Origin of the sequence: Desulfoluna spongiiphila (assembly GCF_900101345.1) — a bacterium.
Taxonomy (GTDB): domain Bacteria; phylum Desulfobacterota; class Desulfobacteria; order Desulfobacterales; family Desulfolunaceae; genus Desulfoluna; species Desulfoluna spongiiphila.
The window spans coordinates 210,809-232,133 of record NZ_FMUX01000009.1; the positions used below are offsets into that span (position 1 = coordinate 210,809).

Sequence of the window (21,325 nt, forward strand, 5' to 3'; positions counted from 1 at the left end):
GGGAATTACACCTCTTCGGCTTCAGGCAGGTTGCGGTTGGAAAGCTCCGTGGCCACCATCCCCACCAGCTCGTCATCCACCGTGTTGGTGGTCTGTTTAGCCAGCTTCTTCAGGCCCAGGATAACCAGGCGGGTGAGGATCTTTTCGCTGGCAACGGCCAGGGCCATGCGGCCGAGGATGTGGGAAGCGGAACTTGCAATGGCGGTCAAAAACATGGGGCGTCTCCTTTTCAGGTGGTGGCCATGCGGATCCCCGTGGCGATCTGGTCGTCGCTGTAGGGCATCTGGCCGTTTTCGTGTTTGATGATCACCGGGATCAGCCGGGGCAAGACCTCGGTCACCACCAGGGGCTCGTCCGGGTCCACGCCCACCACCTGGGCCACATGGTCCACGTAGGCGGCGGTGTCGTTCTCCTTGGGAGGCGCCCACCGGGTGATGATGCCCCGCACGGTCTTGATGCCGTGGCGGCGCTGGTAGTTGGTCAACACCCTTGCCATGGCCCGGATGCCGTACTCCGGGGTTTTGAACAGGCAGAAGGCGGGGTCAGGCTGCACCTTGGCCAGGCCGTCCCAGTTGTCGCCGTGGCGGATGTTGCCGGGGTTGTTGTTGCGAATGCCTCGTGTTGCTTCCATCACATGGTCTCCAATGCTTCCTGACAATCCAGACACAGGGTGCAGCCGGGCATGGCCTGCCTGCGCCCTTCCGGGATCGGTTCGTCGCAATGCGCGCAGATCGCAAGGCCCGGCCCCGTGGGAAGCGCGGCCCGGGCGCTGGCCACGGCAGCGTTGCGCTCGCGGGATTCAAGGATCTGTGCGCGGTCCAATATGTCCATCAGTCGGTGAGCCCTTCCACCCTGGCCGGATCGAGGTAGGGTATGCCGTTGATCTTCACAAAGTTGGGGCTCGTCACCTCAAAGCCGATTTTGACGGTGGCCTTTTTGTCGCTGGTGGGGTCGTAGTCCATGATGTCCTTGAGGTTCAGAAGGCACCCGAAGGCCTCCACGTTCTCCTCCTCCTTGGTCCCCTTGGCGTAGAACTGAAGGTCCACGGGCTCGATGCCCTGCCAGGAGCCCTTGGCCGCCGCCTCTTCCGCCATGATGGCCATGGCCGTGGCGTCCAGCTCGATGTCTCCGGAGGCGCTCACCGCCCCGGGCACCCACCCGTTGGGCACGCCCCCGTCCTGCACGGACTTCCGCCCGTCTTCAATGGAGAGGGAGGCCTTCTCCGCCCGAAGGCGAAAATCCCCCAGGCTAAATGAAAAACTGCTGTTGCTGATTCGCTTCATGGGTCACTCCTATGCGTTGGTGCTGAGATCCAGCATCAGGTTCACGGTGATGTCCTTGGGGCAGTTGTAGGGCCGCGCCTTCATGTAGATGCGCACGGTGTTCTTATCCACCCACTGGATGGTGATGGCGTCCCGGGCCGGGGGGTGGATCTCCCCGGGAAAAATCGTCTTGCCGATGCGCGATCCCAGGGACATTTTCATCAGGGGCCGCATAAAATAATTGGAGTTCTCGGCAATCGACTCCGGCGTGGAGTTCAGGCGCCTGTCCCCGATCCTCGCCACGGTCAGCGGGTACACCTGGCGCATCGCTTTCTGGATCACCCGCAGGTTCTCCACAACCTGGAAGTCGCCCCCGGGTACGTCCAGCATGTTGCAGTCGCCCCAGTACACCCCGGGGTAATCCGGGTACCACTGGGGGACAGAGAACCGATTCGCGTCCAGGGCCTTCAGGTGGGCCATGGAGAGCATCACCCCGTCCTTGTCCGTGGGCCTCTCGCCAAAGGTCCCGATGAGGGGACCGGTGGCCACCCGCATGGGCGTGTCCGCCACGGTGACGGCCCGATTGCACAGACGGCCCGCAAGGGTTCCCTGGTCCGGTCCCCACAGGGCAGGCACCACGCACACCTGGTCGGCGGCCACCCCGTCGGTGATGGGCTCAATGGCCGCGATGTAATCGGCCCAGCCCTCGTCCGCACCACAGCCCCGCACTCTGGCCATGAAGAAAACGGGCCGCATGTAGGTGGCCAGGATGGATTTCGCTTTAGTAAACATGACCTCAATGTCGGTCTTTTCGCTCACGGGATCGGTGATGACGATGGCCTCGCAGCTCGTCACCTCCATGGCGTAGTCCACGGCATCGGCCCAGGACCCGTCGGCGGCGATGGGCAAAACGCTTGCCCCCCAGTTCTGCCCGGCGTTGACCATGGCGGCCTCCACCTGGGTCTTCAGGTTGGAGGCGTTGGCCCCCAGGGCTTCGTCCAGGTCCGTGGCGTTGCTCACGGAAAGCACCTTGCCCTGGTTGACGGTGCCCTCCCCTATAAACAGGAAATGGCGCTCGATCTCGGGCAGGGGGCCCTGCATGAGGTTGAGCCGGTTAATCTGAATCGTTCCAAGTGACATATGAAGGTCTCCTTATGACGGTTGCCCTATGCTTTTCTAATGCGTTGTAAGGCGGTTTCAGCCATTTCGGTAAGGTAGGCGTCGGCGTCCTCCTGGGTAGCGCCGAGGAACGGTCGGGCAGGAACTTTCACCTTCCACCTGTTTGGCTTTCTGGTTTCACCGTTGTGCACCAAAGCGTTCTGAATCAGTCCGGCCTGGCCAAGGGTGACGTTGTCCTTAATCCACCGGGTTGTGGCCCGTCGCCACACGGCCTTGCCATGCTTTCGGGCGATCCGTCGCCTGAAACCATATCGTTTCAGGGCCCGGGCTTGCTTGATCGTCAATGGCTTTCTGAAATAAGAGGGCGAATGCCCGGTATGCATCTTATTTTCTATGGAGTTGCATTCAACGGTCGCCCCATCCTGGTGCGTTTTTGCAATGGCGGCAGGGACGTGATGCGACCACCCCACAACGCCCCTGTGATCATTCTTGAGCTTGGTGCTCAGCTGCTTCGTCAACCCCATGAGCATGCGGCGTCGGGACTTGGAGCGTTTGGTTCGAGGCGTGAACTTTTGCCCCGTGATGGTCTTCTGAGATGCAGTGTTGCGCCGGGACTTGGTCCGGGTCTGGCCCATCATGCTCCTGATTACCCGCTTTCGCTCGCGGGGCTTCATGCTCAGCACATCCAACTGGTCCAGAAGCCTCAAGGTGGCCCGTTTGTCTTCATTGACTTTAACGTCCGTCATACCGTTTCAATCCCCGCCAACGTCTCAGCCACGGTCACCCCGGCGTCACCCACCCGCCACTGCTCGCCCTCATACGCAAGGGGCCCTTCCGGGTCGGGGACGATGACCAGGGGCTCATCAAAAGCCACCACGATCTCCACCCCAACGGTCTGGTCATCCAGGGGCGTAACGTCCACGTCGGGTTCGGCCAGTTCCAGGACATCCCGTTCAGGATCGTTGGCATCCAGCCAGATCAACAGGCTGGAGAGAAGCTGCTCGGCGATCTCCGCTCGGCACCGGTCGATGGAAATCACCGCGTCGTATTTAAAGCGGCCCACCTGAAGGCCGTAGCCCAGATCTTTTCCGTCAGAGATCAATCTCCCCTGATCGGTGAAGGCCTCGACCTGATCCCGGGTGATGCCGGAGAGGGTCAGCATGTGGCTTGTAAGGGCTGAGAGCTTTTTCATCTGTCCTCCTAAAGGGCCTCCACCATAATGCTCAGCGACTCGCGAATTTGGGAAAGGGCTGCAAAGGATTCACTACGCCAACGGTCGGCAGCTTCAGGGGATTCCATGGTGTCTGCCTGGGCATCATTTCTTCGGTGCAATGTGGCGTAATCTGCGAGCAAAAGAGCCTTGGCGTGGCAACAGACAGCACGGGTGTAATGCATCACCTTGGGGTGAACGCCGCCCAGTCTCTCGCCATCGTCCACGGGGACCTCGTCAAGCGTTTGCACTCCGGTCTGCTGCTGTTCGTGCTGAAACCCTTTCAGCTCACCGTTGGCCCACAACATGGCAAGGCTCAGCCGATCCTTCAAAAGCCCATCGCTGTAATCGGGGGGCAAACGATACGCGGCCTGAAACTCGGCCAGATTAATATCGGGCCAAAAGGGAGCATTTTTCACAACAGCGGTGGGGTCGATCTGATTTGAAATTCCGGTAAAACCAGGCATAAAGTTTCCTTTTTGGGTTTGGACCGGCCCCCGCCTGGGCCAAGGCGTTTCACATAGTGTGGACGCACGGCCCGGCGGGATCGGCCGGTGGTGTGGGAGCTCTATTCGGTGCCGGAAGCTTCCGCCCCGGAGGCCTCAGCCGGTTCGGCTGGCTTCTCCTCGGCGGGCTTGGCGCTCTCCAGCTTCTTCCGTGCTTTGCCCAGCACGGTTTTCACCTTGGCGCCGTACTCCTCGGCACGTTCAAAATGGGTTATGGCCTCGCTCCAGGACTCCAGGTCCATGGCCACCAGGCCTTTCAGCTTAAGCATCTTGGCGCTCACCTCGTCAGGAATGTCCCAGCCTTCGGCCAGCTCGCACACCTGGCCGAAGTAGGGCTCCACGGATCGCCCGGCGTCCTGCTCGCCTTCGGCCCACTCGGTGATGGTGTCGCAAAGGTAGATGGGCAGGTCCCGGCGGAATCGCTCCGGCATGGGCACGCCGTGCTCGATGCAATACAAGGCCAGGGCCATGGCCCCGTGGATATCGGCGATGTCAAAGAGCCACACCAGGATCTGGCCCAGCAGGGGGTGATCGGAGCCCGAGGCCTTCAAGGTCTCCACCACGGGCAGGTACTTGGGCACCAGGTGCGCGGCCTTCTCGGCCTCTTTCTGCTTCCGGCTCCGGATCAGCTTGAGCTTGGCCAGGTCGTCCTCCAGCTCCTTTTCAAACCCGGTCAACGTCTGCTGCTTGGCGATGGCCGTGGTGGGCATGGTCCCCAGAACAGCAAAGGACGACGCCCCTTCCCCGTAGCCGGGATCTTCTTTTTTCTTCTCTTGAAAGCGTTTCATCAAAGACATGGAATCCTCCCTTACGCCCAGCCGTCGGAGCCGTTGGGCAGCTTCACTTTGGAGAAGTCCACGGCAACGAATTTTTCGGGCGTTTCGACCACGTAGCCCTCGTTCCGGCTGTTGTAATCCTCCACGCGATCCTTCTCGGGCTTCTCCTTGATCTGGCGACGCCAGGAGCCGGACTGCACATAGATGGAAAGGTTTTCATAGCTGGTGATGACCAGACCACGTTCCGGAAAACTGGAAGGTGTCTCCCAGGGAAGGCCGCCGAAAATAGAGAACGCCGAGGAAGAAAGGAGCTTTTCTGAAGGCGTCTGCCCGTTGGCAACTGCAAGTAAAGTTTTTTCGCGTGCCACCAGCTCGGAGCCCACGAGGACAATCAAATCCCGGCGAAGGTAGGGAGGAATACCTTCGGTGAGTTCCACGACGGCATGGTCGAGGTTTACAAAGTCCCCGTCCATTCCGATACGAATCTCCCCGGCCTGCTTTTCTCCGGTGGTAAGAATATTGGCAGGGACCGTTTCTTTGACGTACTGCATCCACCCCTTGTTCACGTCCTGGAGCATGGAGTTGGCATCCAGGTCGGTCGTGTCGGCGGAGTTGGTGCCATACCAGCCAATGACCTCGCGATCGTTGGCGATACGCTCCTGAACGTAGCGGGTGTAACGTTCCGCCAAATCCGGAAACTTGGCCCAGGCGTCCATGGTGGCATACGTCATGTAAACGTCGGAGTTGGTTTTGTTCAGCCTGTACTTGCGCTGCCCCAGCCCAAGAAGGTCACGAGGCGTACGCTCATTGCCTTCAATAGAAGTATCGATACGGCCTGAAACGGGTCCTGCGGCGCAGCCCAGGATGTTCTGGCCTTCCAGCTCATCAACTGTAAAGACGTTGATCTTGGGAAGGAATGTGGACTTTTCCACAATGGCATCCTGGAGTTTCTGCTCTATGGTGGGCTCCACCGTAAAAGCTTTTTCCACGGTGGGGATGCCATACTGCTTGGCCAAGCGGCCGCACATCTCATTGAATGCCTTCAAGGCAAAATTGTTCATCGTTGGTGCTCCTCAAAAATATAAAAGGGTGTTCGGAAAAAGTGCCTACCAGAGGTTATCCTGCTCCCCCGCAGGGTTGGGGTTTTCCCGAAAATGGGTGCCGGGCACGCGCTGTTCCATGCGCTCGGTCATGGTGTTGAAGGCCTTCACCATGGTGTCCACGCTCGTCTTCAGCTCGGTGTACTGGGCCTCGCCTGCGGCTGCCGGGGTCTCGCTTCCTTCGCTGCCCCCGCCCTCCCCTTCGCCGCCTTCTCCTTTTCCGTCTCCGGCCGGGGGCGTCTTGAATGTCTCCATAAAGGTCTGCATGTTGCCGGCCATGGTTTCCACGGTCTGCTGGGTTGCCTCAAGGGTGCCCTTGACGGCTTCGAATTGCTCTTTGTTCATGGGGTCGTCTCCCGTCTCTTCGTCGTGGTTTTCGTCTGTAAAAAAATGGGCAAGCTTCTTAAAAAAGGTGGTCATGAAGCGGTCTTCGTCGCCCATAAACTCTTTGCTCAGATCCGGCACCTCCTCCCCGGCATACCGGGCGGTGAACTCCCGGCCCTGCAGCTTGGAAAACCGCATCTCATCGGTGCCCAGGGACGCGGGGGAATCGGTCATGGCCAGGCCCGTCAGGTAGGTTTTGCCCGTGGCCGCAAAGTCTTCCGTCACCTCAATGGAAAAATGGAGGTACTCCTCCCACACCTGGTTCATCTGAAGCAGGGACCGGCTCGGGGAGATCTTGGCGTAAAGCTTCACCACGCCGTCCACCTCTTCGGCCTTCAGCTCCCGCACCGATCCATAGGCGGCGTAGCGCATGTGGTCGATCCAGATCTTGGCGGTGTAGGTGGCGGGGCTGTAGGTCTCGGCCATGTCGGTAAACCACTGGGGCTGAAGCACCCGACCGTCCACGGTGGGGCCGGAGGTGGCGACACATTTCCAATCAGTCACAAGGGAGGAAGGCATTTTTTTTCCTTGGTTGCAGGGGCGGTTCTCATGGGTTTCAAGTCATCAACACCCCCAACATAGGTGGCGGGAAAAGGACTGTACACGAAACCAATTCCGATTTTGGCGTTATCGGAATGGAAGTAAATCGGGCTTTGGGTTCGGGCTGGTATGCTCACGGCATGAGCCTTTACACACAGGAAATAAAAGACGCGGCCAAGCGCCTCTACCTTCGCCACCACACCCCCAAGGAGATAGCCACCATCGTCAACGCCCCCTTGCGCACGGTCTACGACTGGCGCACCAAGGGGCAGTGGGATGATCTTCTCTCCACCGAAAGCGTAGAGGAGGCCATGGGCAGGCGCCTGGCCCTCCTCTCCGAGCGGGATGAAAAAACCAAGCTGGAACTGACCGAAATGAACAGCCTGGTGGAAAGCCTGGTGAAGCTTCGGCACAGCCGCATGCTCATGGAAGGAAAGGGACAACCCGGGGAAGGGTCAGAAGGGAAAAAGAAAGGGGAAGGCTCCGGCGGGAAGCGCAAGCGGGGCAGAAAGAAAAACGACGTCACGGGCATCAAGGAAGATGACTTCAAAGTCAAGATGCACAAGTACTACTTCCGGTATCAGATGGAGCTTCGGGAAGCCCGGCACCACCGGTTCCGCATGCTCTTAAAGTCCCGGCAAATCGGGGCCACCTGGTACTTCGCCCAGGAGGCCTTTGAAGACGCCGTACTCACGGGCCGGAACCAGATCTTTCTCTCGGCCACCCGGGCCCAGGCCGAGGTGTTCCGGCGGTACATCGTGGCCATTGCCCAGCAGCATTTCGACATCGAACTCAAGGGCAACCCCATTGTGCTGCACACAGAAAAAGGCCCGGCGGAGCTGCACTTTCTCTCCAACAACTCCAAGTCCGCCCAGAGCTACACCGGCAACATCTACATTGACGAGTTCTTCTGGATCCAGAAGTTCAACGAGCTCTACAAGGTGGCCTCGGGCATGGCCACGCACAAGAAGTGGAGGAAAACCATTTTCTCCACCCCGTCCGCCGTCACCCACGACGCCTACGACCTCTGGACCGGGGACCGGTACAACCAGCGTTTCAAGAAAAAGCGGGTGGAGTTCCCGGGCTTCAAGGAGATGCAGTCCGGCATCCTCTGTCCGGACAACGCCTGGCGCAAGATCATCACCCTGGACGATGCCGAAGCCGGCGGGTGTGACCTCTTCGACCGAAAAGAGCTGGAGCTGGAATACTCCCCGTCCGAGTTCGCCAACCTCTTCGGCTGCCAGTTCATGGACGACACCTTCGGGGTGTTCCGCTTCGCCGATCTGGAGGAGTGCGCCGCCGATGTCTCCGAGTGGAAAGACATCGACTTCACCGACCTGCGCCCCATGGGGAACTATCCGGTCTGGGGCGGGTACGATCCCTCACGCCACCGGGACGACGCCAGCTTTGTCATTGTCGTGCCGCCGCTCACGCCCGGCGGCACGTTCCGGGTGATCAAGCGGTTCAAGTGGGTCAACAAGTCGTTCACCTGGCAGGCCGCCGAGATCAAGAAGCTCTGCGCTATGTACAACTTCACCTACATGGGCATCGATGTCACCGGCCCGGGCATGGGCGTGTTCGACACGGTGAAGACCTTCTACCCCCAGGCCACCCCCATCCACTACTCCGTAGGCAGCAAGACCCGCATGGTCCTGAAGGCCCAGGAGATCATCACCTCAAACCGTATTCAATGGGATGCCCAGGAGACCACCATCGCCCACGCCTTCCTCACCATCAGGCAGACCTACACCCCCAACGGCCAGGTGACCTACTCCGCCAACCGCACGGACACCACCGGCCATGCCGACGTGGCCTGGTCCATCATGCACGCCCTTGTCAACGAACCCATCAGCCACGACCAGGCGCAAGGCGCTTGCGTGGAAGTTTTATAATCCGGAGGCAACACCCATGGGAAAAAAGAGAAACAAACAAGGAAAGAACCACATGAACGACCAGGGCGGCACCGCCGAGGCCTTCAACTTCGGAGAGCCGACCCCCATTCTGGCAAGCCAGCTTCAAGACTACGTGGGCGTCTGGCTCCTGGACAACGGCAGCTACTACAGCCCGCCCGTGTCCCTGGCAGGCCTGGCCCGGCTTCGCGGGGCCAACGCCTACCACGGCCCCCTGCTGGAGTTCAAAACCAACATGATCATGCGGGCCTTCAAGGGATCGGCCGCGGTGCCCATGCTGCAGATGCTCCCCTTTGTCACGGACTACGTCACCTTTTTGAACGCCTACTTCCAGAAGGTCACCAACTGGATGGGAGAGGTCATCGCCCTGGTGCACCTGCCCGCCATCAACATGCGAAGGATGAAGGAGCCAGGCCAGTACTGCATGCTCAACGTGGACGGTAGCCGCACGGACTTCCAGCCCGGGGAGGTGATCCACGTGAAGAACTACGACGTGGCCCAGACCATCTACGGGCTCCCCTCCTACCTGGGGGCCATCCAGTCCATGCTCTTAAACGAAGACGCTACCCTGTTCCGGCGACGCTACTATCTCAACGGGGCCCACGCCGGGTACATCTTCTATTCGTCCGCCGCCACCCTGGGCGACAAGGAGCAGAACGCCATCCGGGACGCCGTGAAGTCCACCAAGAAGCTGGGCAACTTCCGCAACCTCTACCTCCACGTGCCCAACGGCAGGGAAAAAGATTTTCAGATCATCCCCGTAGGGGATTTTTCCACCAAGGACGACCTGGAAAAGATCAAAAACATCTCCCGAGACGACATCATCGCCGCCCACCGCATCCCCCCTGCTCTGGCCAGCATCGTCCCGGCAGAAGCCCGGGGCGGGTTCGGAGACATCGCCAAGGCCGATATCGTCTATGAAAAAAACGAGATCGTCCCCATCCGAAACATCCTCGTCCAGATCAACGACCATTTGACCGGCAACCTGCGGATAGCCTTTGACGAACCTGATTATGCACCATAAATTAAGGCTGAAAGGAATTAAGCCATGCGAATCAAATGCAATCGATGCGGCCAGGCCGCCACCATTCAGTCCAGCACCCAGATCTCCGACGAGTTCAAGCAGCTCTACTGCTCATGCACCAACACCCTGTGCGGCCATACCTTCGTCATGGACCTGGCGTTTTCACATACGTTGTCACCGAGTGCGGTGGATATCCCACCGGAGGCGTTGGCAAAGATCCGTAAAGGGGCGTCACGGTGTGAGCAGAGGGAAATGTTTCAGGTGTTGCAGGCGGGGTGATGGGGATTGAAAATGAGGATGGAAGGGGCTGTGTCAGGTGTCAAGACGAGGTCCCTTTTCCTTTTCATTAGAATTATTTGAAAGGTCCTTAGCAACTAATAGACGAACTTGATTCATTCGGCTCAAGCCCTTGAGATAATCCTTCAACTCATATCGGTCAACACTTGAAGTCACCGAAAAATCATTGTGGTCTATTTCAGTGGTTACTACATATTCACCATTAATGAGAACTGTAATGAAGTCTCCATCTTGATCAGGGGTCCAATGTAAAATATATGCTCTTGAAGTTGGGTGTCCGTTTTGCTCGAGAACTTCCTTTATCTTTGAGCAGGGTTTAGATGCAAAATGATGTTGGTGAGATTTTATTAGCTCTTCCCTAAAATCCTCTTCCATTTTGCTTCCGGTTAGCTTCATTTTTTTGAATCCTTCAAGCATCAGTTTGTCAGATGTGTAGGTCTGACCCCTTCACGCAATCAGTTTCCTGCGAAGCTCGAACTCAGGTGCCAGTTCATCGTAGGCTTCCTTGACTTCGGGGTTCTCCAGGGCCCTCTTTTTAAAATCATCGAAAGTCGGGCAACTCATGATTTTACCTCCCTTAGCCGACGTCTCGCCAGCTTCAATTCTTTGTTCGGTGTCTTCTGTGCCTTTTTCAAGAACGTATGGAGAATGATTAGTTCCTTCCCCTTCATCCTTGCTCTTTTAAGCTAATCGAATCCACTTTTCATCTAATTTGGATAGTTCACTGCGTTCTTCTTTTGATAATTCATCCATCGAAGGCCATATCCCGGTCACAGAAATTGTTTTATCATGTATTTTTTTTATAAGTTTCATCCTGTGAGTACTATTTATCGAAAGTAATAAATGGAGAATATCTGGACGTGTTAGGGATGAGGATATTTCGATTTTGCGCAATTGTCTTGAAGCGATCAAGAAATTTGATATAACTTTGCATTGAGGAATAATAAATTCTTTTGCGCAAATGTATAAAATATACAGCGAACTAAAAATTAAAAACCCAAAAAATATGTATTGAGAGTTAGGAATTGATGGAAGCTGTATAAGTCTTAGTTTACACAGAAATATATCCCAATAATATGATATTTTGTTGAAAAACAAGTCGAAAAAATCAGCCAACCCAATAAAATCAAATAAAAAAAGAATTCCGACCATTCCAAACGAAAGCAATGATAGTATTGGCAGCACTACAATTGCTTTCTTAATCAGGCTCTTATCAAACTTTAATGTGGGCGAAAGGAAGTGATTATCTGATAGAAAGTCAATTTCGTAAATTCCAATATTTCCAATTTGCCTTAATGATATATTTAACCCAAACAAAGAGATAATATGATACGGCCCAAATAAGAGAAGAAAAAATATAAAATATCTCATAAAATAATCCAGTTGCTCTTTAGAATCGGCGGCACTGGGATAAAATATTGGCGTAAAAAAAGTTGTTACAAGAACCAAGTAGCCAAAAAATCGTGTTGGAAGTTTGTCTTGTTTAATAAATTTAGCATTCTTAACTAATTTTAACTTTCCACCGTTAATAATAACAATAAAATACAGAACTATGTAAGATATCGGAAATCTAATTAAAAGTAAAAGATGGACGATAATATGAAATTTCTCAACGACCAATTTCATCCTTAAAAACCGGTTTATAGGCTTGAAAGCCTGCGATAAAGTAAAAGAAAAACTCAACTCATCTTTTTGCAAGATAAGATCTGATAGAGTGCTTTGCTCAAGATGCTTTAGCAGTGCGTCCCGCAAGGACACATCTATTATCCCTAGATGTCGACATGCCCTGATTGCTGTTTCCGTTAACCAAGGGTCATTATTCCTTATGATTGGCACCATAAGAACTTCAAGTTCTTCATCTTGCAAAAGCCCGGTAGCTTCAAGAGCATGTTTAGCTGTCAGAATTGGTCCATTTAGGTGCCATGCAATCCATTTTGATAGTTTCTCACGAAATGGATCAATACACTCTGGGCGTGATCTAAATGCCTGGATCAAAAAACGTAAAGACAATACTGTGCGACGGTAATCATCCTCGTTTTCGTAAGGGTTCAAGCTACTTAATCTGCTCACCTCCTCCCAACAGGATTGGCTAACTTCGATTGCTCTGTCTATCGGGGCTACTTCGCAATACATAATCATACCATCTCTTCCAGATGAATCTTTCGGGACCACATCGAATGTTACCCCATCAGGATTTTGCACAAAATACTGAGAGATGAAGTATTCAGTAAATCGTCTATGTACGAAGCTAACAGTATCTTGATCATCTGCAACCCTTGCAATGAGTGCAAATTTGAGAATTGAAAAATATGGAGTAACATCAAGCCCCAATTTTTGGGAAAGGTCAGTTTTTGACGTCTCTAAACCAAGTTTCGAATCATCGTAGAGGTGAAAACCAACATCTATACAGAATTGAATCAGTTGGTCCTCACATATACCCGTTTTACGCATCACAGCAAGGCACCCCCTACTTGAAAACCTATCATGAAGATAAGTTTGAAACAAATCAGCTTGACTCAAGGGCATCACTTGTTTCTTCTTGAGATATGAAGCCAATAGTGAGGCATTAAAAGGATTTCTTGCTACAGAGATCCAATCGGGCCTTTCACGAAATAGATTTGTAATAATACGGTCGTCAATTTTTGAGTTTCTTATAAACAAATCTCTAATCATAGAATCTGAAAACGGAAGTATTTCTAAAGTCTTACCGGGAAGATAAGCGCCGGTTGGGCATCTAAACTGTCGTGATGCCAAAACACCTCTTGATTCATGGGCCCCACCAATGAACCGCGAAAACAATTGAGAAAGTTCGTTAATCAACCAGGACGACTCCTCTTCATCCAATACTCCTGGGATCTCATCGAAAGAATCAAACAAAAAAATAAAACGTCCGTGTTCGAACATTTGAAAAAAAAATTCTTCAAAGAACTCGTAGACGAAATGGTCTTTTTGCGAAGCTTTATCTACAATGAAGGACTTCAGCTCTTCCATCGAAGGTGGATTGCTTTCCGACCATGGCTGCTTGACTACCCATTCTTTTAAATTAATATAGAGAGCAAGCTTTCCAGTTCGTTTGGTTTCCGATAATATATCAAGTGCAAGCTTTCTCAAGGCGACGCTTTTTCCTGAGCCAGGGTCCCCTAAAACCAAAAATTTACGAGTTTTTTTATCTTTTTTGATACTTTCTACAAGTGTAGAAATGGCTTTAGATTCACCATAAACTTCTATCTTTGCTTCAAGTGGTTCGTAAAATTCAGAATTCCAATATAAATCATGGTCAATGGTAGATATAACTTCTTTAAGGGCATTAGCGACTTTTAGCAGTTTATCGTTGTAACTTTTTTCAGGGAAGTTATCGTCAAAAGGTTTTTTATTGGAAGATAGAATTGGTGTTCTTAAGCTCATAAACAGGTTAACTAAAAAGACAATAAGCGTCGCAGCTATAACGTTTAATGAGGACAAATGAAACAAGGTTGGTGGGGGCAACTGAATTTGCAGATACAATTGAATCAAATGCCAATTATTTTCGAGTAGATGGGCCCATAAAGGTGTTGGGATCAACAGAGCGCTTGCAACTCCAATAGATGCAATGCGAACAGCGTTTTTTTCATAGCCTTCTGGCAACCAGATGCGTCTAGTTAGAGCATATAGCATCAAGATAAAAATGCTAAAAATAACTGCATCAGTCAATTTGAAAAATTTGAGAGTAAATATAAAGCCTACAATCGTAGCAATTATTGATATAGAATATGATGCGTAACGATTCATTTTATGCAAAACTCTCCCATTTATTTTATACAAACTAAGCAAAAAATGACGGGGCACGGCTAAACATCTGACAAACAAATAATCGTGTCAAAAGTATGAGTCTGAATCCCTTCCACACTAAAATTTAAATCATTTAAATGTTAGTATTTATTTTCTCGACCTTACTTTCAAGATCAAGAATTGCTTCATCCGGCTTCTTGGCGCTTGAAAGCAGCTTGTAAATATTGTAGCACCCAATACCAACACCTATTATCAACCCGCATTAAAACGATGAAGGTGGGTGAAGGTGGGGGTCAGACCTACACATCTGACAAGATGCATTTACAACCCAACTTTATGTTTTTTTTAAGATCCTAAACCTTTTGTCAAGAATGTAGGCCTGCCCCCTTTTTACACATCTAACAGTTTCAGTTATGTGGCGATCAACAACTGATTCATCTTTTTGAATGAAGCATAATGTTCATTGTATTTTTTAAATAATTCTTCTGAGTTATCAATGTCACCACTATCAGCCTTATGTACAACTGTTTTTAAATTATTATCTGGCAAAGAGTGATAGGCATTATTTTTACCATCTGAACTTAAGTCGTCTTTACGATAGGCGATAATAGCGGTTTCAAAAGAAACATAAAGAGGACAGACTATCCAACGAAATAAAGAGCTTCCATCTGACCAGACCAAGTGAAGAGCACCAGGCTTCATAGTGCCTGCTTCAAAATAGTTCACAGTCCCCCAAGGATGCCCCAATAAGTTTAATTCAGCGTCAAAAATACTCTTTGTTCGAAGCTGCTTGAAAACAGCCTGTGTCATTTTACGCGAGTTCACTTTCAACACTTTAATTGAGACAGTTTCTTCTATTATACCCGCTGATTCCATAATATATTCCAATTAATTTATTGTTTAAGATTCGGATAATCTAAAAATAAACATATACCTAAACTCAACAATTCATCAACAGTATTCACCTCAAACAAAAACCCATGCACCAAGCCTAAGGCCCGGATACATGGGTTAATTCCCATTACACAGGGAACACAATCATCCTATTCCGCTTATGCCTTCGTGTTGAGTTTTGTGGCTACATCCCCTCCGAACTATTTTCCCCGGCAAACAACCTCCTGAATTCCGAATGCTTCGGAATCACCTCCGCATACACCACCTCGTTTCCAGGTAAAGAATCAAACAGGCGATTAAAAAAAGTTCTCCGGTTCTCCCAGCCCATCACATCCAACACCTGTTGAATGAGTTTGCGGGCGGCCACGCGCTCTTCTTTGCACTCGGCCTTGAGGTGAAGGTAACAGGCAGTGGCAAAGGAGTCACAGCACATAGAGCCGATGTCTTCATTGGTCTGTTTCATCTCGAAAGAAGGGGTCAGACCTACACTCTTGACAGAAAACATCAGTTTGTCAGATGCGTAGGTCTGACCCCTTCACACTCAATTGGACTATGTGTAACAGAAACAGCGAATAGAAAAAGAAAGAGAAAGAGAAAAAAAGGGGGCAGACCCACACTCTTGAAAGAAAATATCAGTTTGTCAGATGTGTAGGTCTGACCCCATCACATTTTGAATAATTACTTCTATGATATTTTGCTTCATTGCAACCACCCATAATTACCGATAGTAACGGTTTATTCAGTATGCTGATGCTGGAACTCTGGGGCTGCCGAACGAAAATAGGGAACTACTGCGTAGCAGTAGCGGTACCTACCAGTGATTTGTTAGAATTTCTTCTTAGAGCCTTTATTTTTATAAGATATCTTTCACCATAAGAAGTAAGATTCCAGTATGTATTAGTGTCAGAGACAGCACGCTTTTTAGTACCCGGCTCCATTAACCCTAATGCTTGAAATTGAACTTTTATTTGATCTTCACAAACATAAGGAATTATTATATTTAGATGGTCATTAAATTCCCTTATGTCGCTTGCTACAGCATGCCAATACGCAAGACTCATCTTCTCTTGGAGCTGGCTGTCAGTACACTCACCTGAAAGCACAGGCCCACAATAAGAGAATAATTTATCCCATGTTACATTTAACACATACTTTTTCTTCTCTTTTTCGCTATTCATATAAAGTTCTTGGTGAATAGAATAAACCTCATCACCACAAATTAGGTCTTCAATATCACTAGGTGGCCCAGAATTACCGATTAATAATTCAATTTCCAATTCGGCAATTCGTGCTCGCATTCGTTCCATTTCAGCTATCATTTTTTGATCAACAGCATAACGCCCAGGAACCCAGCCATCAGAAGGATGTTTTTTTCTAAGTTGTATGAGGCTTCTTGATACTTTACCGCCCAAATCCGGAGCAGAGCTCCAAAACTTGCAATGACGTCCCTTGGCTTTATCTCGAAATTTTTTCAAACTTTCCTTACCTTTATCAGATGTTTCTACTTTACTTGAAGGTAAATCATCTATATTTTCATTAAGAAAAGTAATAATTGGCTTTTTTTGTGAAACAGCGTAATCGAACTCCATTTCAGTGTAGCCAAAACCTTCAGAATTTGTTGAACCATATTTTCCAGCAACAATAAGTATATAATAGTCACAGCCATCAATTACTTCAGTAATAAGAGACCACGCATCTTCATCTGTCGCTGGAAATAGTTCCATTCCTGCGGGGATACAATCCAGCTCAAGAAGAGCATGAATTACTTCCTTACGTTCTTCAATCAAATCCCTGTATGTTGAAGAAACAAAAACCTGATGCTTTTTTTCCATTATATTTCATACTCTCATCATTTCTAACAATTATTATTGTGCAAAAAAAAGGAGTCAAACCTATACATCTGACAAACTGACGGCCCCTGCCTAAAGTGTAGGCTCACTTAATTCATTTTAACTGGGGGCTCTTGTCAAGAGTAGGCCTGCCCCTTTTACAAATTTACGTCTAATTATTTCGTTATGAATTTTTACCATATTGTGTAGCATTTTTTTTGCAATGCTCTCTTACAACATTAATCCACGATTCATACCAATACCATGTTTTAGCTACTTGTACGCCATACCCTTTCCCTTTCTTTTTTGCTTCTATCGATTTCCAAAAAAGTGTATGCTGATATTGTTTAAATAAAATGTAACCATCGTGTTGCATTAGTTTTATTACTTCACCAGGGAGGTATTTTGGTTTTTCCTTTTCTTTAATTAGAACATACTCTTTATTTAATTTTTCAGCTTCAGGCGAATTAGCGGGAAGAAATTCAATTACCTTGTCCGCTTGCCCTTTATGATTCACTGACTTCGGAACATATAAAACACGATATGAATATCTCATATCATTATATTCTTCATCAGGAAGGCTCGAATCATACCCATTTATATAAGCTGATATATTTTCCGGGAGATCACTAAACTGTTTGAGTTGTTTCGCATGCTCCTCCTTAATCGAAGAAAACTGCAATGAAAATGACAAGTACTTATCAATCCCTTGTTTATCATTAAAAAGAGATTTGATGTAAGAGTTATAGTTCAAGCAGCAGGCTTGAAATCTTGCACTCAAATAATTATCAATTCTACTAGTCATCTGATGTTCTATTTCATGCCTTAAGCCTATGAGAAATTTGAGGTTTGATATTGTAATTCTATCTATCGGACAAGCATCGTCACTCAAGCATCTTTCCAGTTCCCAAAATTTGTAGGCGCCTCTTTTTGTTTTATCGAATTTTCTCCTTGCACCATGTTGTTCGAAATACCTGTACTCAACATTTTTTGACCTGTAATAAGCGTGAAGTAAATATGTCCAAGCAATATTCGACAAAACAATAAAACTCTCAGATTTAAATTGAATATTTGGATTGTTAAAAATTTGTACCGCTGTCAGCATTGCTTCTTTTGATTTTGTGATAAGCTCTATTTTGATGGAACCTACTTTTCTATTCCTTTTAGCCATAATCTATTTTTTTCCATATTGCGACACATAAAGTAAAAATCGCACAGCTAAATATTTAGGATTATGAGATTAATATGAAGTCATAATATAGAGTCAGGCCTACACATCTGACATTAAAAATACGCATTTGAAATAAGTGTAAGCCAGCTCACTAATTATTCAGCAGTTTCCGGCTGGTCATAAAAACCCGCAATATCCATAAGTTCATTGTTAAATTTAAAAATATCATCAATAGAGTCGATGGGGTGACGAGTCTCTTTTTTGTCATGATCGAACAGGCCAATGTATTTCTGTTTGCCGTTAAAATGGAGTCGGCATATCGGCTTCCGGTTGTTGTCATCAAGAAGTACCCCGAAGTAACTTTGTGTATCCCGGTGAGCCACCCGATCAACCGCTACTTTTTGACGGACGATGGCTTTGACAACATTGAACCCCTCAATCTCTTCTTCGGTGGTCACAATTTTTGATGCCTTTTCAGATGGGCTATCGCGAACCTCTTCTTCAGTTGAGGGCGCCTTTTCAGCCTTGATCTGTACGTCCGGGCCGATGGCCGACTTAAGCCGATCATTGATGCTCTCGTTTAAAAACTGCTTCAACGCCTTGGTTGTCATTTCCAAAAACTGGCTTTTGACCTTGGGGGTCAGCATGCCATCGTAAACCCTTGAGGCAAAAAACCTGACGAACTCTTCTTCGGGTGCTTCAAACTGCTTTCGCAGCTCTTTTTTGATCTGGTTGAGATACTTCAGGTCACCGGCTGCATCAACGATCGAATCGACATCAAAGGCCGACTTGGTCAGTTTCTTGATTTCGGGAACGACATACTCGTCGATGTCCTCCAGGTCGAGCATGAGAAAGGGCTTTTCGTCCATGACATTGGGTGCGTCGAGGTCGGTGAAGAACTGGTACATGGAACCGTTTGTGAGGATGGCAAGGCGGGCTTTGGTCACAGAAAAATATCGGAAGAGTTGGCCGGTATGTTTCTGCGTCAGGTTTTCACCGAATTTTTTGCACTCGATCAGGATCTGGACCTCATCATCCTTGACCAGGGCGTAGTCCACTTTCTCGTTCTTTTTCGTGGCCGTGTCTGCGGTAAACTCCGGGACCACTTCGTTGGGGTCAAAGATGTCGTAGCCAAGGACGGTATGGAGGAAAGGCATAACCAAGGCGTTTTTCGTTGCCTCTTCCGTCGCAAGGTTCCCTGCCACCTGTTCAATCTTGTCTGATAAACCTTGCAGCTTTTCCATGAATTCCATAATGTCCTCCGGGTGTTGGTATGTTTGACAGTGAGTGTAGCAGGGTCAATTAGTAAACCCATCACGTGGTATTTTATCCAGCAAACATATACCTAAACTCAACAATTCATCAACAGTATTCAAGCCAAACAAAAAAAGCCCCGGCACGTGCCGAGGCTTTTCTTGTATTTTTCTAAGCATTTTTTTCTATGGGCAGGCTTGTAAGAATGGTTGCCATTGGGGCGTTTCAGAAAATCTTATGGTGCCCGCCTCGTTATTATTCTCTTTTTTAAATTTCATATTTCAATTTATTTCAAAGTGTTGAACGAAATCAAACCTGCTCGTTCCATCAGTACTGACAGTGCCCAACATGCCCCCGCCTCAGCACTCGGAGGCTTTTCCGCTTCCCACCATCATCCAGGCCCCGGTCAAAGAAGAACATGTGGACGTTGGCTTCGTAGATCTGGCGAGCGCGTGTCTGGCTCACGTTGAAAAGCCGACCGGCTTCCGCAAAGCTTTTGCCTCAGAGCACGGCGCGGGTGAGTTTGATGTTTCTGGTTTTCTGTTCTGGTTGGCCCATGGGGTCCTCCGTGATTGTTTGTGATCAGCCGTGCATGGCCGTGGGGGTGTTGGTGCCAATGGATTTGACCACGCCCTGGATGAGGCCACCCACGGCGGTGGGGCCGGAGATGGCCTTGACCTCGTCGCATTTGCGGTGGGCTTTGTAGGCGGCGGCCATGTTTCGGAGGAACCAGCTTCGGTCGCTGTCCGGGGTGGCGCAGATGGACTTCCAGCCGAGCTGGGAGACGACCCGGTTTGTGACGGGGTCCTCGAAGACTGGGCAGGCGTAGACGCCGTGGCGCCGGATGGCGTCCCAGACGAGGAGGGCCTGGACCGATGCCTTGTCGTCGGCGCTGCCCTCGATGGCTTCCACGAAGTCGGCGATGGTGGGCATGGTGGTGTACTTGCGGGTCCGCACGATCTGGAGGGCGGCGGCTTCGATCTGGGCCATGGTGTAGTTGCCCAGGGCCTTGAGCATGAATTCCAGGAAATGGGGCTCAAGCTGGACGCCGTAGTTCTGGCCGATGCCGATCATGGTTGTGGCAAAGTGTTTCCTCTCCGACAGATTCAGCATGGCGCCCCCAGGAACTCGGCAGCAACACGGGTGTTGTGGGCCAGAAGCTCAGAACCCTGGAGCCTGCCGGTCTGGCGCATGGCTGGCTTGGGCGGAGGGCATGGGTGCACTTCGTCTTCCCAGCGCTGCCCGTTGATCCAGGTGACGGCATCGGGCGGGAACTCGCCGTAGGTGTCCCGGAGCCGGATGATGTCGGCGATGATCTGATCCGGGTTGTTTCGCTTGTGGCGCATGGATTTCCACCAGGCATCGAAGGCTTTTCGCTTGTTGCCCTTCCTGCCCCTACGGGCCGGGTACTCTGCCCAGAACGTTTCGAACGTGGGGTGGTAGGCTTTTGTGGGACGACCTGAAAACTCAGACTTGGCTTTGGCTTGCTGGCTTGGCTCCTCACCCGCGCCTCCGGCAGGAGGCAAAGGTTTTTGTTTTACGTTGGGAGATGGAGAAGGAGTTGGAGAAGGAGTTGGAGCAGGAGCAGGCGAAACGCTGGCGACCGCTGGCGAGTCGCTGGCGGCTGGCTGGCGATCGCCAAGCAGAGTCCCCATAACCCGGCTGGGTTCCAAGACTTTTCTGTACTCTTCTTTGGAAATCGCGTTCACGCCGTTCTCTTTCAGCTCGTCGTACTTGGCACGGTTCACCTGGGCCAATTTTGAAAACCTTGCTTTGTCGGCCCTGTCTTCCGCTGAGCACGCCCAGGGCTGATGTTCGCACCAGTCATGGATGGAATATTCACCCTCAGTGTCTTTCTCAAGCCACTGTGTTTCAACCAAAGCAGCCACCAGCTTTTTTGGATCTTCCATCCAACCACAGGCATCGGCGATATCCTCTTCATCCCATCCTTCCAAATGGCCGGAGGGCCTGTCCACGGCTACCTTTAGCCAAAGATCAATGAGGTACACTTCCGCGCCAAACCCTAAAAGACGGGCAAGGCGTCTTCTCTTTCTGTGGTTATTAAATGCAATGGACAATCGAATATCTTGATTCACTGTAATGTCTCCTTACCTGCTGGAACGATCCCGGATGAACTCTATGACAAACTATCAGATACAACGACACCTGACTGGAGGCTAAGACGCGCTGACTTTCCCGTAGTGCGCATTATTTTTTTTAAGGATTAATACATGTATACGCTACATGATTTTAAAAAAAAGCAGATAACCGCCTGTAACAC

24 protein-coding genes are annotated in these 21,325 nt (G+C 50.2%); 3 read left to right on the plus strand and 21 right to left on the minus strand.

Annotation, left to right across the window (positions count from 1 at the left end; all coding sequences use genetic code 11):
• Positions 1-5: 5 nt before the first annotated feature.
• The 11 genes from BLQ12_RS13800 to BLQ12_RS13850 all read right to left on the minus strand — a co-directional run bounded on the left by BLQ12_RS13800 (position 6) and on the right by BLQ12_RS13850 (position 6,876).
• Positions 6-215 carry a hypothetical protein gene (locus BLQ12_RS13800; protein ID WP_092211245.1) on the minus strand — a complete coding sequence of 70 codons (210 nt, stop codon included), beginning with the start codon at positions 213-215 and terminating at the stop codon, positions 6-8.
• Between the two features lie 14 nt (positions 216-229).
• Positions 230-631: a structural protein gene (locus BLQ12_RS13805; RefSeq protein ID WP_092211246.1), complete on the minus strand. Its 402-nt coding sequence runs from the start codon at positions 629-631 to the stop codon at positions 230-232.
• Complete coding sequence (locus tag BLQ12_RS13810; protein WP_175469785.1) at positions 631-831, minus strand: TraR/DksA family transcriptional regulator; 201 nt, start codon at positions 829-831, stop codon at positions 631-633. The genes BLQ12_RS13805 and BLQ12_RS13810 overlap by 1 nt, the downstream gene beginning before the upstream one ends.
• Complete coding sequence (locus tag BLQ12_RS13815; RefSeq protein WP_092211248.1) at positions 831-1,283, minus strand: phage protein; 453 nt, start codon at positions 1,281-1,283, stop codon at positions 831-833. Before BLQ12_RS13815 ends, BLQ12_RS13810 begins: the two co-directional genes overlap by 1 nt.
• 9 nt (positions 1,284-1,292) lie before the next feature.
• Positions 1,293-2,402: a DUF2586 domain-containing protein gene (locus tag BLQ12_RS13820; RefSeq protein WP_092211249.1), complete on the minus strand. Its 1,110-nt coding sequence runs from the start codon at positions 2,400-2,402 to the stop codon at positions 1,293-1,295.
• A 26-nt stretch (positions 2,403-2,428) separates the two neighbouring features.
• Positions 2,429-3,127 carry a phage virion morphogenesis family protein gene (locus tag BLQ12_RS13825; RefSeq protein WP_092211250.1) on the minus strand — a complete coding sequence of 233 codons (699 nt, stop codon included), beginning with the start codon at positions 3,125-3,127 and terminating at the stop codon, positions 2,429-2,431.
• Positions 3,124-3,573 carry a phage tail protein gene (locus BLQ12_RS13830; protein ID WP_092211251.1) on the minus strand — a complete coding sequence of 150 codons (450 nt, stop codon included), beginning with the start codon at positions 3,571-3,573 and terminating at the stop codon, positions 3,124-3,126. Before BLQ12_RS13830 ends, BLQ12_RS13825 begins: the two co-directional genes overlap by 4 nt.
• A gap of 8 nt (positions 3,574-3,581) precedes the next feature.
• On the minus strand, positions 3,582-4,058 hold the full coding sequence (locus BLQ12_RS13835) for a head completion/stabilization protein (protein ID WP_092211252.1): 477 nt from the start codon (positions 4,056-4,058) through the stop codon (positions 3,582-3,584).
• A 101-nt stretch (positions 4,059-4,159) separates the two neighbouring features.
• Positions 4,160-4,894: a phage terminase small subunit gene (gene gpM, locus BLQ12_RS13840; RefSeq protein ID WP_092211253.1), complete on the minus strand. Its 735-nt coding sequence runs from the start codon at positions 4,892-4,894 to the stop codon at positions 4,160-4,162.
• An 11-nt stretch (positions 4,895-4,905) separates the two neighbouring features.
• Positions 4,906-5,934, minus strand: coding sequence for a phage major capsid protein, P2 family (locus BLQ12_RS13845; protein ID WP_092211254.1), 1,029 nt, complete (start codon positions 5,932-5,934; stop codon positions 4,906-4,908).
• Positions 5,935-5,979: 45 nt separating this feature from the next.
• On the minus strand, positions 5,980-6,876 hold the full coding sequence (locus BLQ12_RS13850) for a GPO family capsid scaffolding protein (RefSeq protein WP_092211255.1): 897 nt from the start codon (positions 6,874-6,876) through the stop codon (positions 5,980-5,982).
• Between the two features lie 161 nt (positions 6,877-7,037).
• On the opposite strand from BLQ12_RS13850, the gene BLQ12_RS13855 reads away from it, so the two are divergent.
• From BLQ12_RS13855 to BLQ12_RS13865, 3 genes are read left to right on the plus strand one after another with little or no spacing between them, the layout of a single operon-like run.
• On the plus strand, positions 7,038-8,789 hold the full coding sequence (locus BLQ12_RS13855; protein WP_092211285.1) for a terminase large subunit domain-containing protein: 1,752 nt from the start codon (positions 7,038-7,040) through the stop codon (positions 8,787-8,789).
• A 16-nt stretch (positions 8,790-8,805) separates the two neighbouring features.
• Positions 8,806-9,831, plus strand: coding sequence for a phage portal protein (locus BLQ12_RS13860; protein ID WP_217640313.1), 1,026 nt, complete (start codon positions 8,806-8,808; stop codon positions 9,829-9,831).
• Between the two features lie 24 nt (positions 9,832-9,855).
• Positions 9,856-10,110: an Ogr/Delta-like zinc finger protein gene (locus BLQ12_RS13865; protein WP_092211256.1), complete on the plus strand. Its 255-nt coding sequence runs from the start codon at positions 9,856-9,858 to the stop codon at positions 10,108-10,110.
• A 33-nt stretch (positions 10,111-10,143) separates the two neighbouring features.
• Here BLQ12_RS13865 and BLQ12_RS13870 read toward each other — a convergent pair whose 3' ends face one another.
• The 10 genes from BLQ12_RS13870 to BLQ12_RS13920 all read right to left on the minus strand — a co-directional run bounded on the left by BLQ12_RS13870 (position 10,144) and on the right by BLQ12_RS13920 (position 21,140).
• On the minus strand, positions 10,144-10,524 hold the full coding sequence (locus BLQ12_RS13870; RefSeq protein ID WP_092211257.1) for a hypothetical protein: 381 nt from the start codon (positions 10,522-10,524) through the stop codon (positions 10,144-10,146).
• A 164-nt stretch (positions 10,525-10,688) separates the two neighbouring features.
• Positions 10,689-10,799 (minus strand): type II toxin-antitoxin system RelE/ParE family toxin, encoded by a 111-nt coding sequence (locus BLQ12_RS28365; protein ID WP_092211258.1) that lies wholly within the window; start codon positions 10,797-10,799, stop codon positions 10,689-10,691.
• A gap of 10 nt (positions 10,800-10,809) precedes the next feature.
• Complete coding sequence (locus BLQ12_RS13880) at positions 10,810-13,896, minus strand: NACHT domain-containing protein (RefSeq protein ID WP_092211259.1); 3,087 nt, start codon at positions 13,894-13,896, stop codon at positions 10,810-10,812.
• A gap of 411 nt (positions 13,897-14,307) precedes the next feature.
• Positions 14,308-14,772 (minus strand): hypothetical protein, encoded by a 465-nt coding sequence (locus BLQ12_RS13885; RefSeq protein ID WP_092211260.1) that lies wholly within the window; start codon positions 14,770-14,772, stop codon positions 14,308-14,310.
• Between the two features lie 202 nt (positions 14,773-14,974).
• Positions 14,975-15,295 carry a hypothetical protein gene (locus BLQ12_RS13890; RefSeq protein WP_092211261.1) on the minus strand — a complete coding sequence of 107 codons (321 nt, stop codon included), beginning with the start codon at positions 15,293-15,295 and terminating at the stop codon, positions 14,975-14,977.
• Positions 15,296-15,578: 283 nt separating this feature from the next.
• A complete protein-coding gene (locus tag BLQ12_RS13895) occupies positions 15,579-16,622 on the minus strand; it encodes a DUF4062 domain-containing protein (protein WP_092211262.1) in 1,044 nt (347 codons plus the stop codon).
• 181 nt (positions 16,623-16,803) lie between these two features.
• Complete coding sequence (locus BLQ12_RS13900) at positions 16,804-17,790, minus strand: DUF3644 domain-containing protein (RefSeq protein ID WP_092211263.1); 987 nt, start codon at positions 17,788-17,790, stop codon at positions 16,804-16,806.
• Between the two features lie 155 nt (positions 17,791-17,945).
• Positions 17,946-19,043, minus strand: coding sequence for a type I restriction endonuclease (locus tag BLQ12_RS13905; protein ID WP_092211264.1), 1,098 nt, complete (start codon positions 19,041-19,043; stop codon positions 17,946-17,948).
• 583 nt (positions 19,044-19,626) lie between these two features.
• On the minus strand, positions 19,627-20,157 hold the full coding sequence (locus BLQ12_RS13915) for a hypothetical protein (protein WP_092211266.1): 531 nt from the start codon (positions 20,155-20,157) through the stop codon (positions 19,627-19,629).
• Positions 20,151-21,140: an LvrA C-terminal domain-related protein gene (locus tag BLQ12_RS13920; RefSeq protein ID WP_092211267.1), complete on the minus strand. Its 990-nt coding sequence runs from the start codon at positions 21,138-21,140 to the stop codon at positions 20,151-20,153. Before BLQ12_RS13920 ends, BLQ12_RS13915 begins: the two co-directional genes overlap by 7 nt.
• Positions 21,141-21,325: the final 185 nt, after the last annotated feature.

Excerpts from the sequence above, each read along its gene's own strand:
- BLQ12_RS13835 (WP_092211252.1), bottom strand. The coding sequence starts at position 4,058 with ATGCCTGGTTTTACCGGAATTTCAAATCAGATCGACCCCACCGCTGTT.
- BLQ12_RS13810 (WP_175469785.1), bottom strand. The coding sequence starts at position 831 with ATGGACATATTGGACCGCGCACAGATCCTTGAATCCCGCGAGCGCAAC.
- BLQ12_RS13800 (WP_092211245.1), bottom strand. The coding sequence starts at position 215 with ATGTTTTTGACCGCCATTGCAAGTTCCGCTTCCCACATCCTCGGCCGC.
- BLQ12_RS13805 (WP_092211246.1), bottom strand. The coding sequence starts at position 631 with ATGGAAGCAACACGAGGCATTCGCAACAACAACCCCGGCAACATCCGC.
- BLQ12_RS13845 (WP_092211254.1), bottom strand. The coding sequence starts at position 5,934 with ATGAACAATTTTGCCTTGAAGGCATTCAATGAGATGTGCGGCCGCTTG.
- BLQ12_RS13895 (WP_092211262.1), bottom strand. The coding sequence starts at position 16,622 with ATGGAAAAAAAGCATCAGGTTTTTGTTTCTTCAACATACAGGGATTTG.
- BLQ12_RS13870 (WP_092211257.1), bottom strand. The coding sequence starts at position 10,524 with ATGAAGCTAACCGGAAGCAAAATGGAAGAGGATTTTAGGGAAGAGCTA.
- BLQ12_RS13830 (WP_092211251.1), bottom strand. The coding sequence starts at position 3,573 with ATGAAAAAGCTCTCAGCCCTTACAAGCCACATGCTGACCCTCTCCGGC.
- BLQ12_RS13820 (WP_092211249.1), bottom strand. The coding sequence starts at position 2,402 with ATGTCACTTGGAACGATTCAGATTAACCGGCTCAACCTCATGCAGGGC.
- BLQ12_RS28365 (WP_092211258.1), bottom strand. The coding sequence starts at position 10,799 with ATGAAGGGGAAGGAACTAATCATTCTCCATACGTTCTTGAAAAAGGCA.
- BLQ12_RS13860 (WP_217640313.1), top strand. The coding sequence starts at position 8,806 with ATGGGAAAAAAGAGAAACAAACAAGGAAAGAACCACATGAACGACCAG.
- BLQ12_RS13915 (WP_092211266.1), bottom strand. The coding sequence starts at position 20,157 with ATGCTGAATCTGTCGGAGAGGAAACACTTTGCCACAACCATGATCGGC.
- BLQ12_RS13825 (WP_092211250.1), bottom strand. The coding sequence starts at position 3,127 with ATGACGGACGTTAAAGTCAATGAAGACAAACGGGCCACCTTGAGGCTT.
- gpM (WP_092211253.1), bottom strand. The coding sequence starts at position 4,894 with ATGTCTTTGATGAAACGCTTTCAAGAGAAGAAAAAAGAAGATCCCGGC.
- BLQ12_RS13865 (WP_092211256.1), top strand. The coding sequence starts at position 9,856 with ATGCGAATCAAATGCAATCGATGCGGCCAGGCCGCCACCATTCAGTCC.
- BLQ12_RS13880 (WP_092211259.1), bottom strand. The coding sequence starts at position 13,896 with ATGAATCGTTACGCATCATATTCTATATCAATAATTGCTACGATTGTA.
- BLQ12_RS13890 (WP_092211261.1), bottom strand. The coding sequence starts at position 15,295 with ATGTTTTCTGTCAAGAGTGTAGGTCTGACCCCTTCTTTCGAGATGAAA.
- BLQ12_RS13885 (WP_092211260.1), bottom strand. The coding sequence starts at position 14,772 with ATGGAATCAGCGGGTATAATAGAAGAAACTGTCTCAATTAAAGTGTTG.
- BLQ12_RS13850 (WP_092211255.1), bottom strand. The coding sequence starts at position 6,876 with ATGCCTTCCTCCCTTGTGACTGATTGGAAATGTGTCGCCACCTCCGGC.
- BLQ12_RS13900 (WP_092211263.1), bottom strand. The coding sequence starts at position 17,790 with ATGGCTAAAAGGAATAGAAAAGTAGGTTCCATCAAAATAGAGCTTATC.
- BLQ12_RS13815 (WP_092211248.1), bottom strand. The coding sequence starts at position 1,283 with ATGAAGCGAATCAGCAACAGCAGTTTTTCATTTAGCCTGGGGGATTTT.
- BLQ12_RS13855 (WP_092211285.1), top strand. The coding sequence starts at position 7,038 with ATGAGCCTTTACACACAGGAAATAAAAGACGCGGCCAAGCGCCTCTAC.
- BLQ12_RS13905 (WP_092211264.1), bottom strand. The coding sequence starts at position 19,043 with ATGGAATTCATGGAAAAGCTGCAAGGTTTATCAGACAAGATTGAACAG.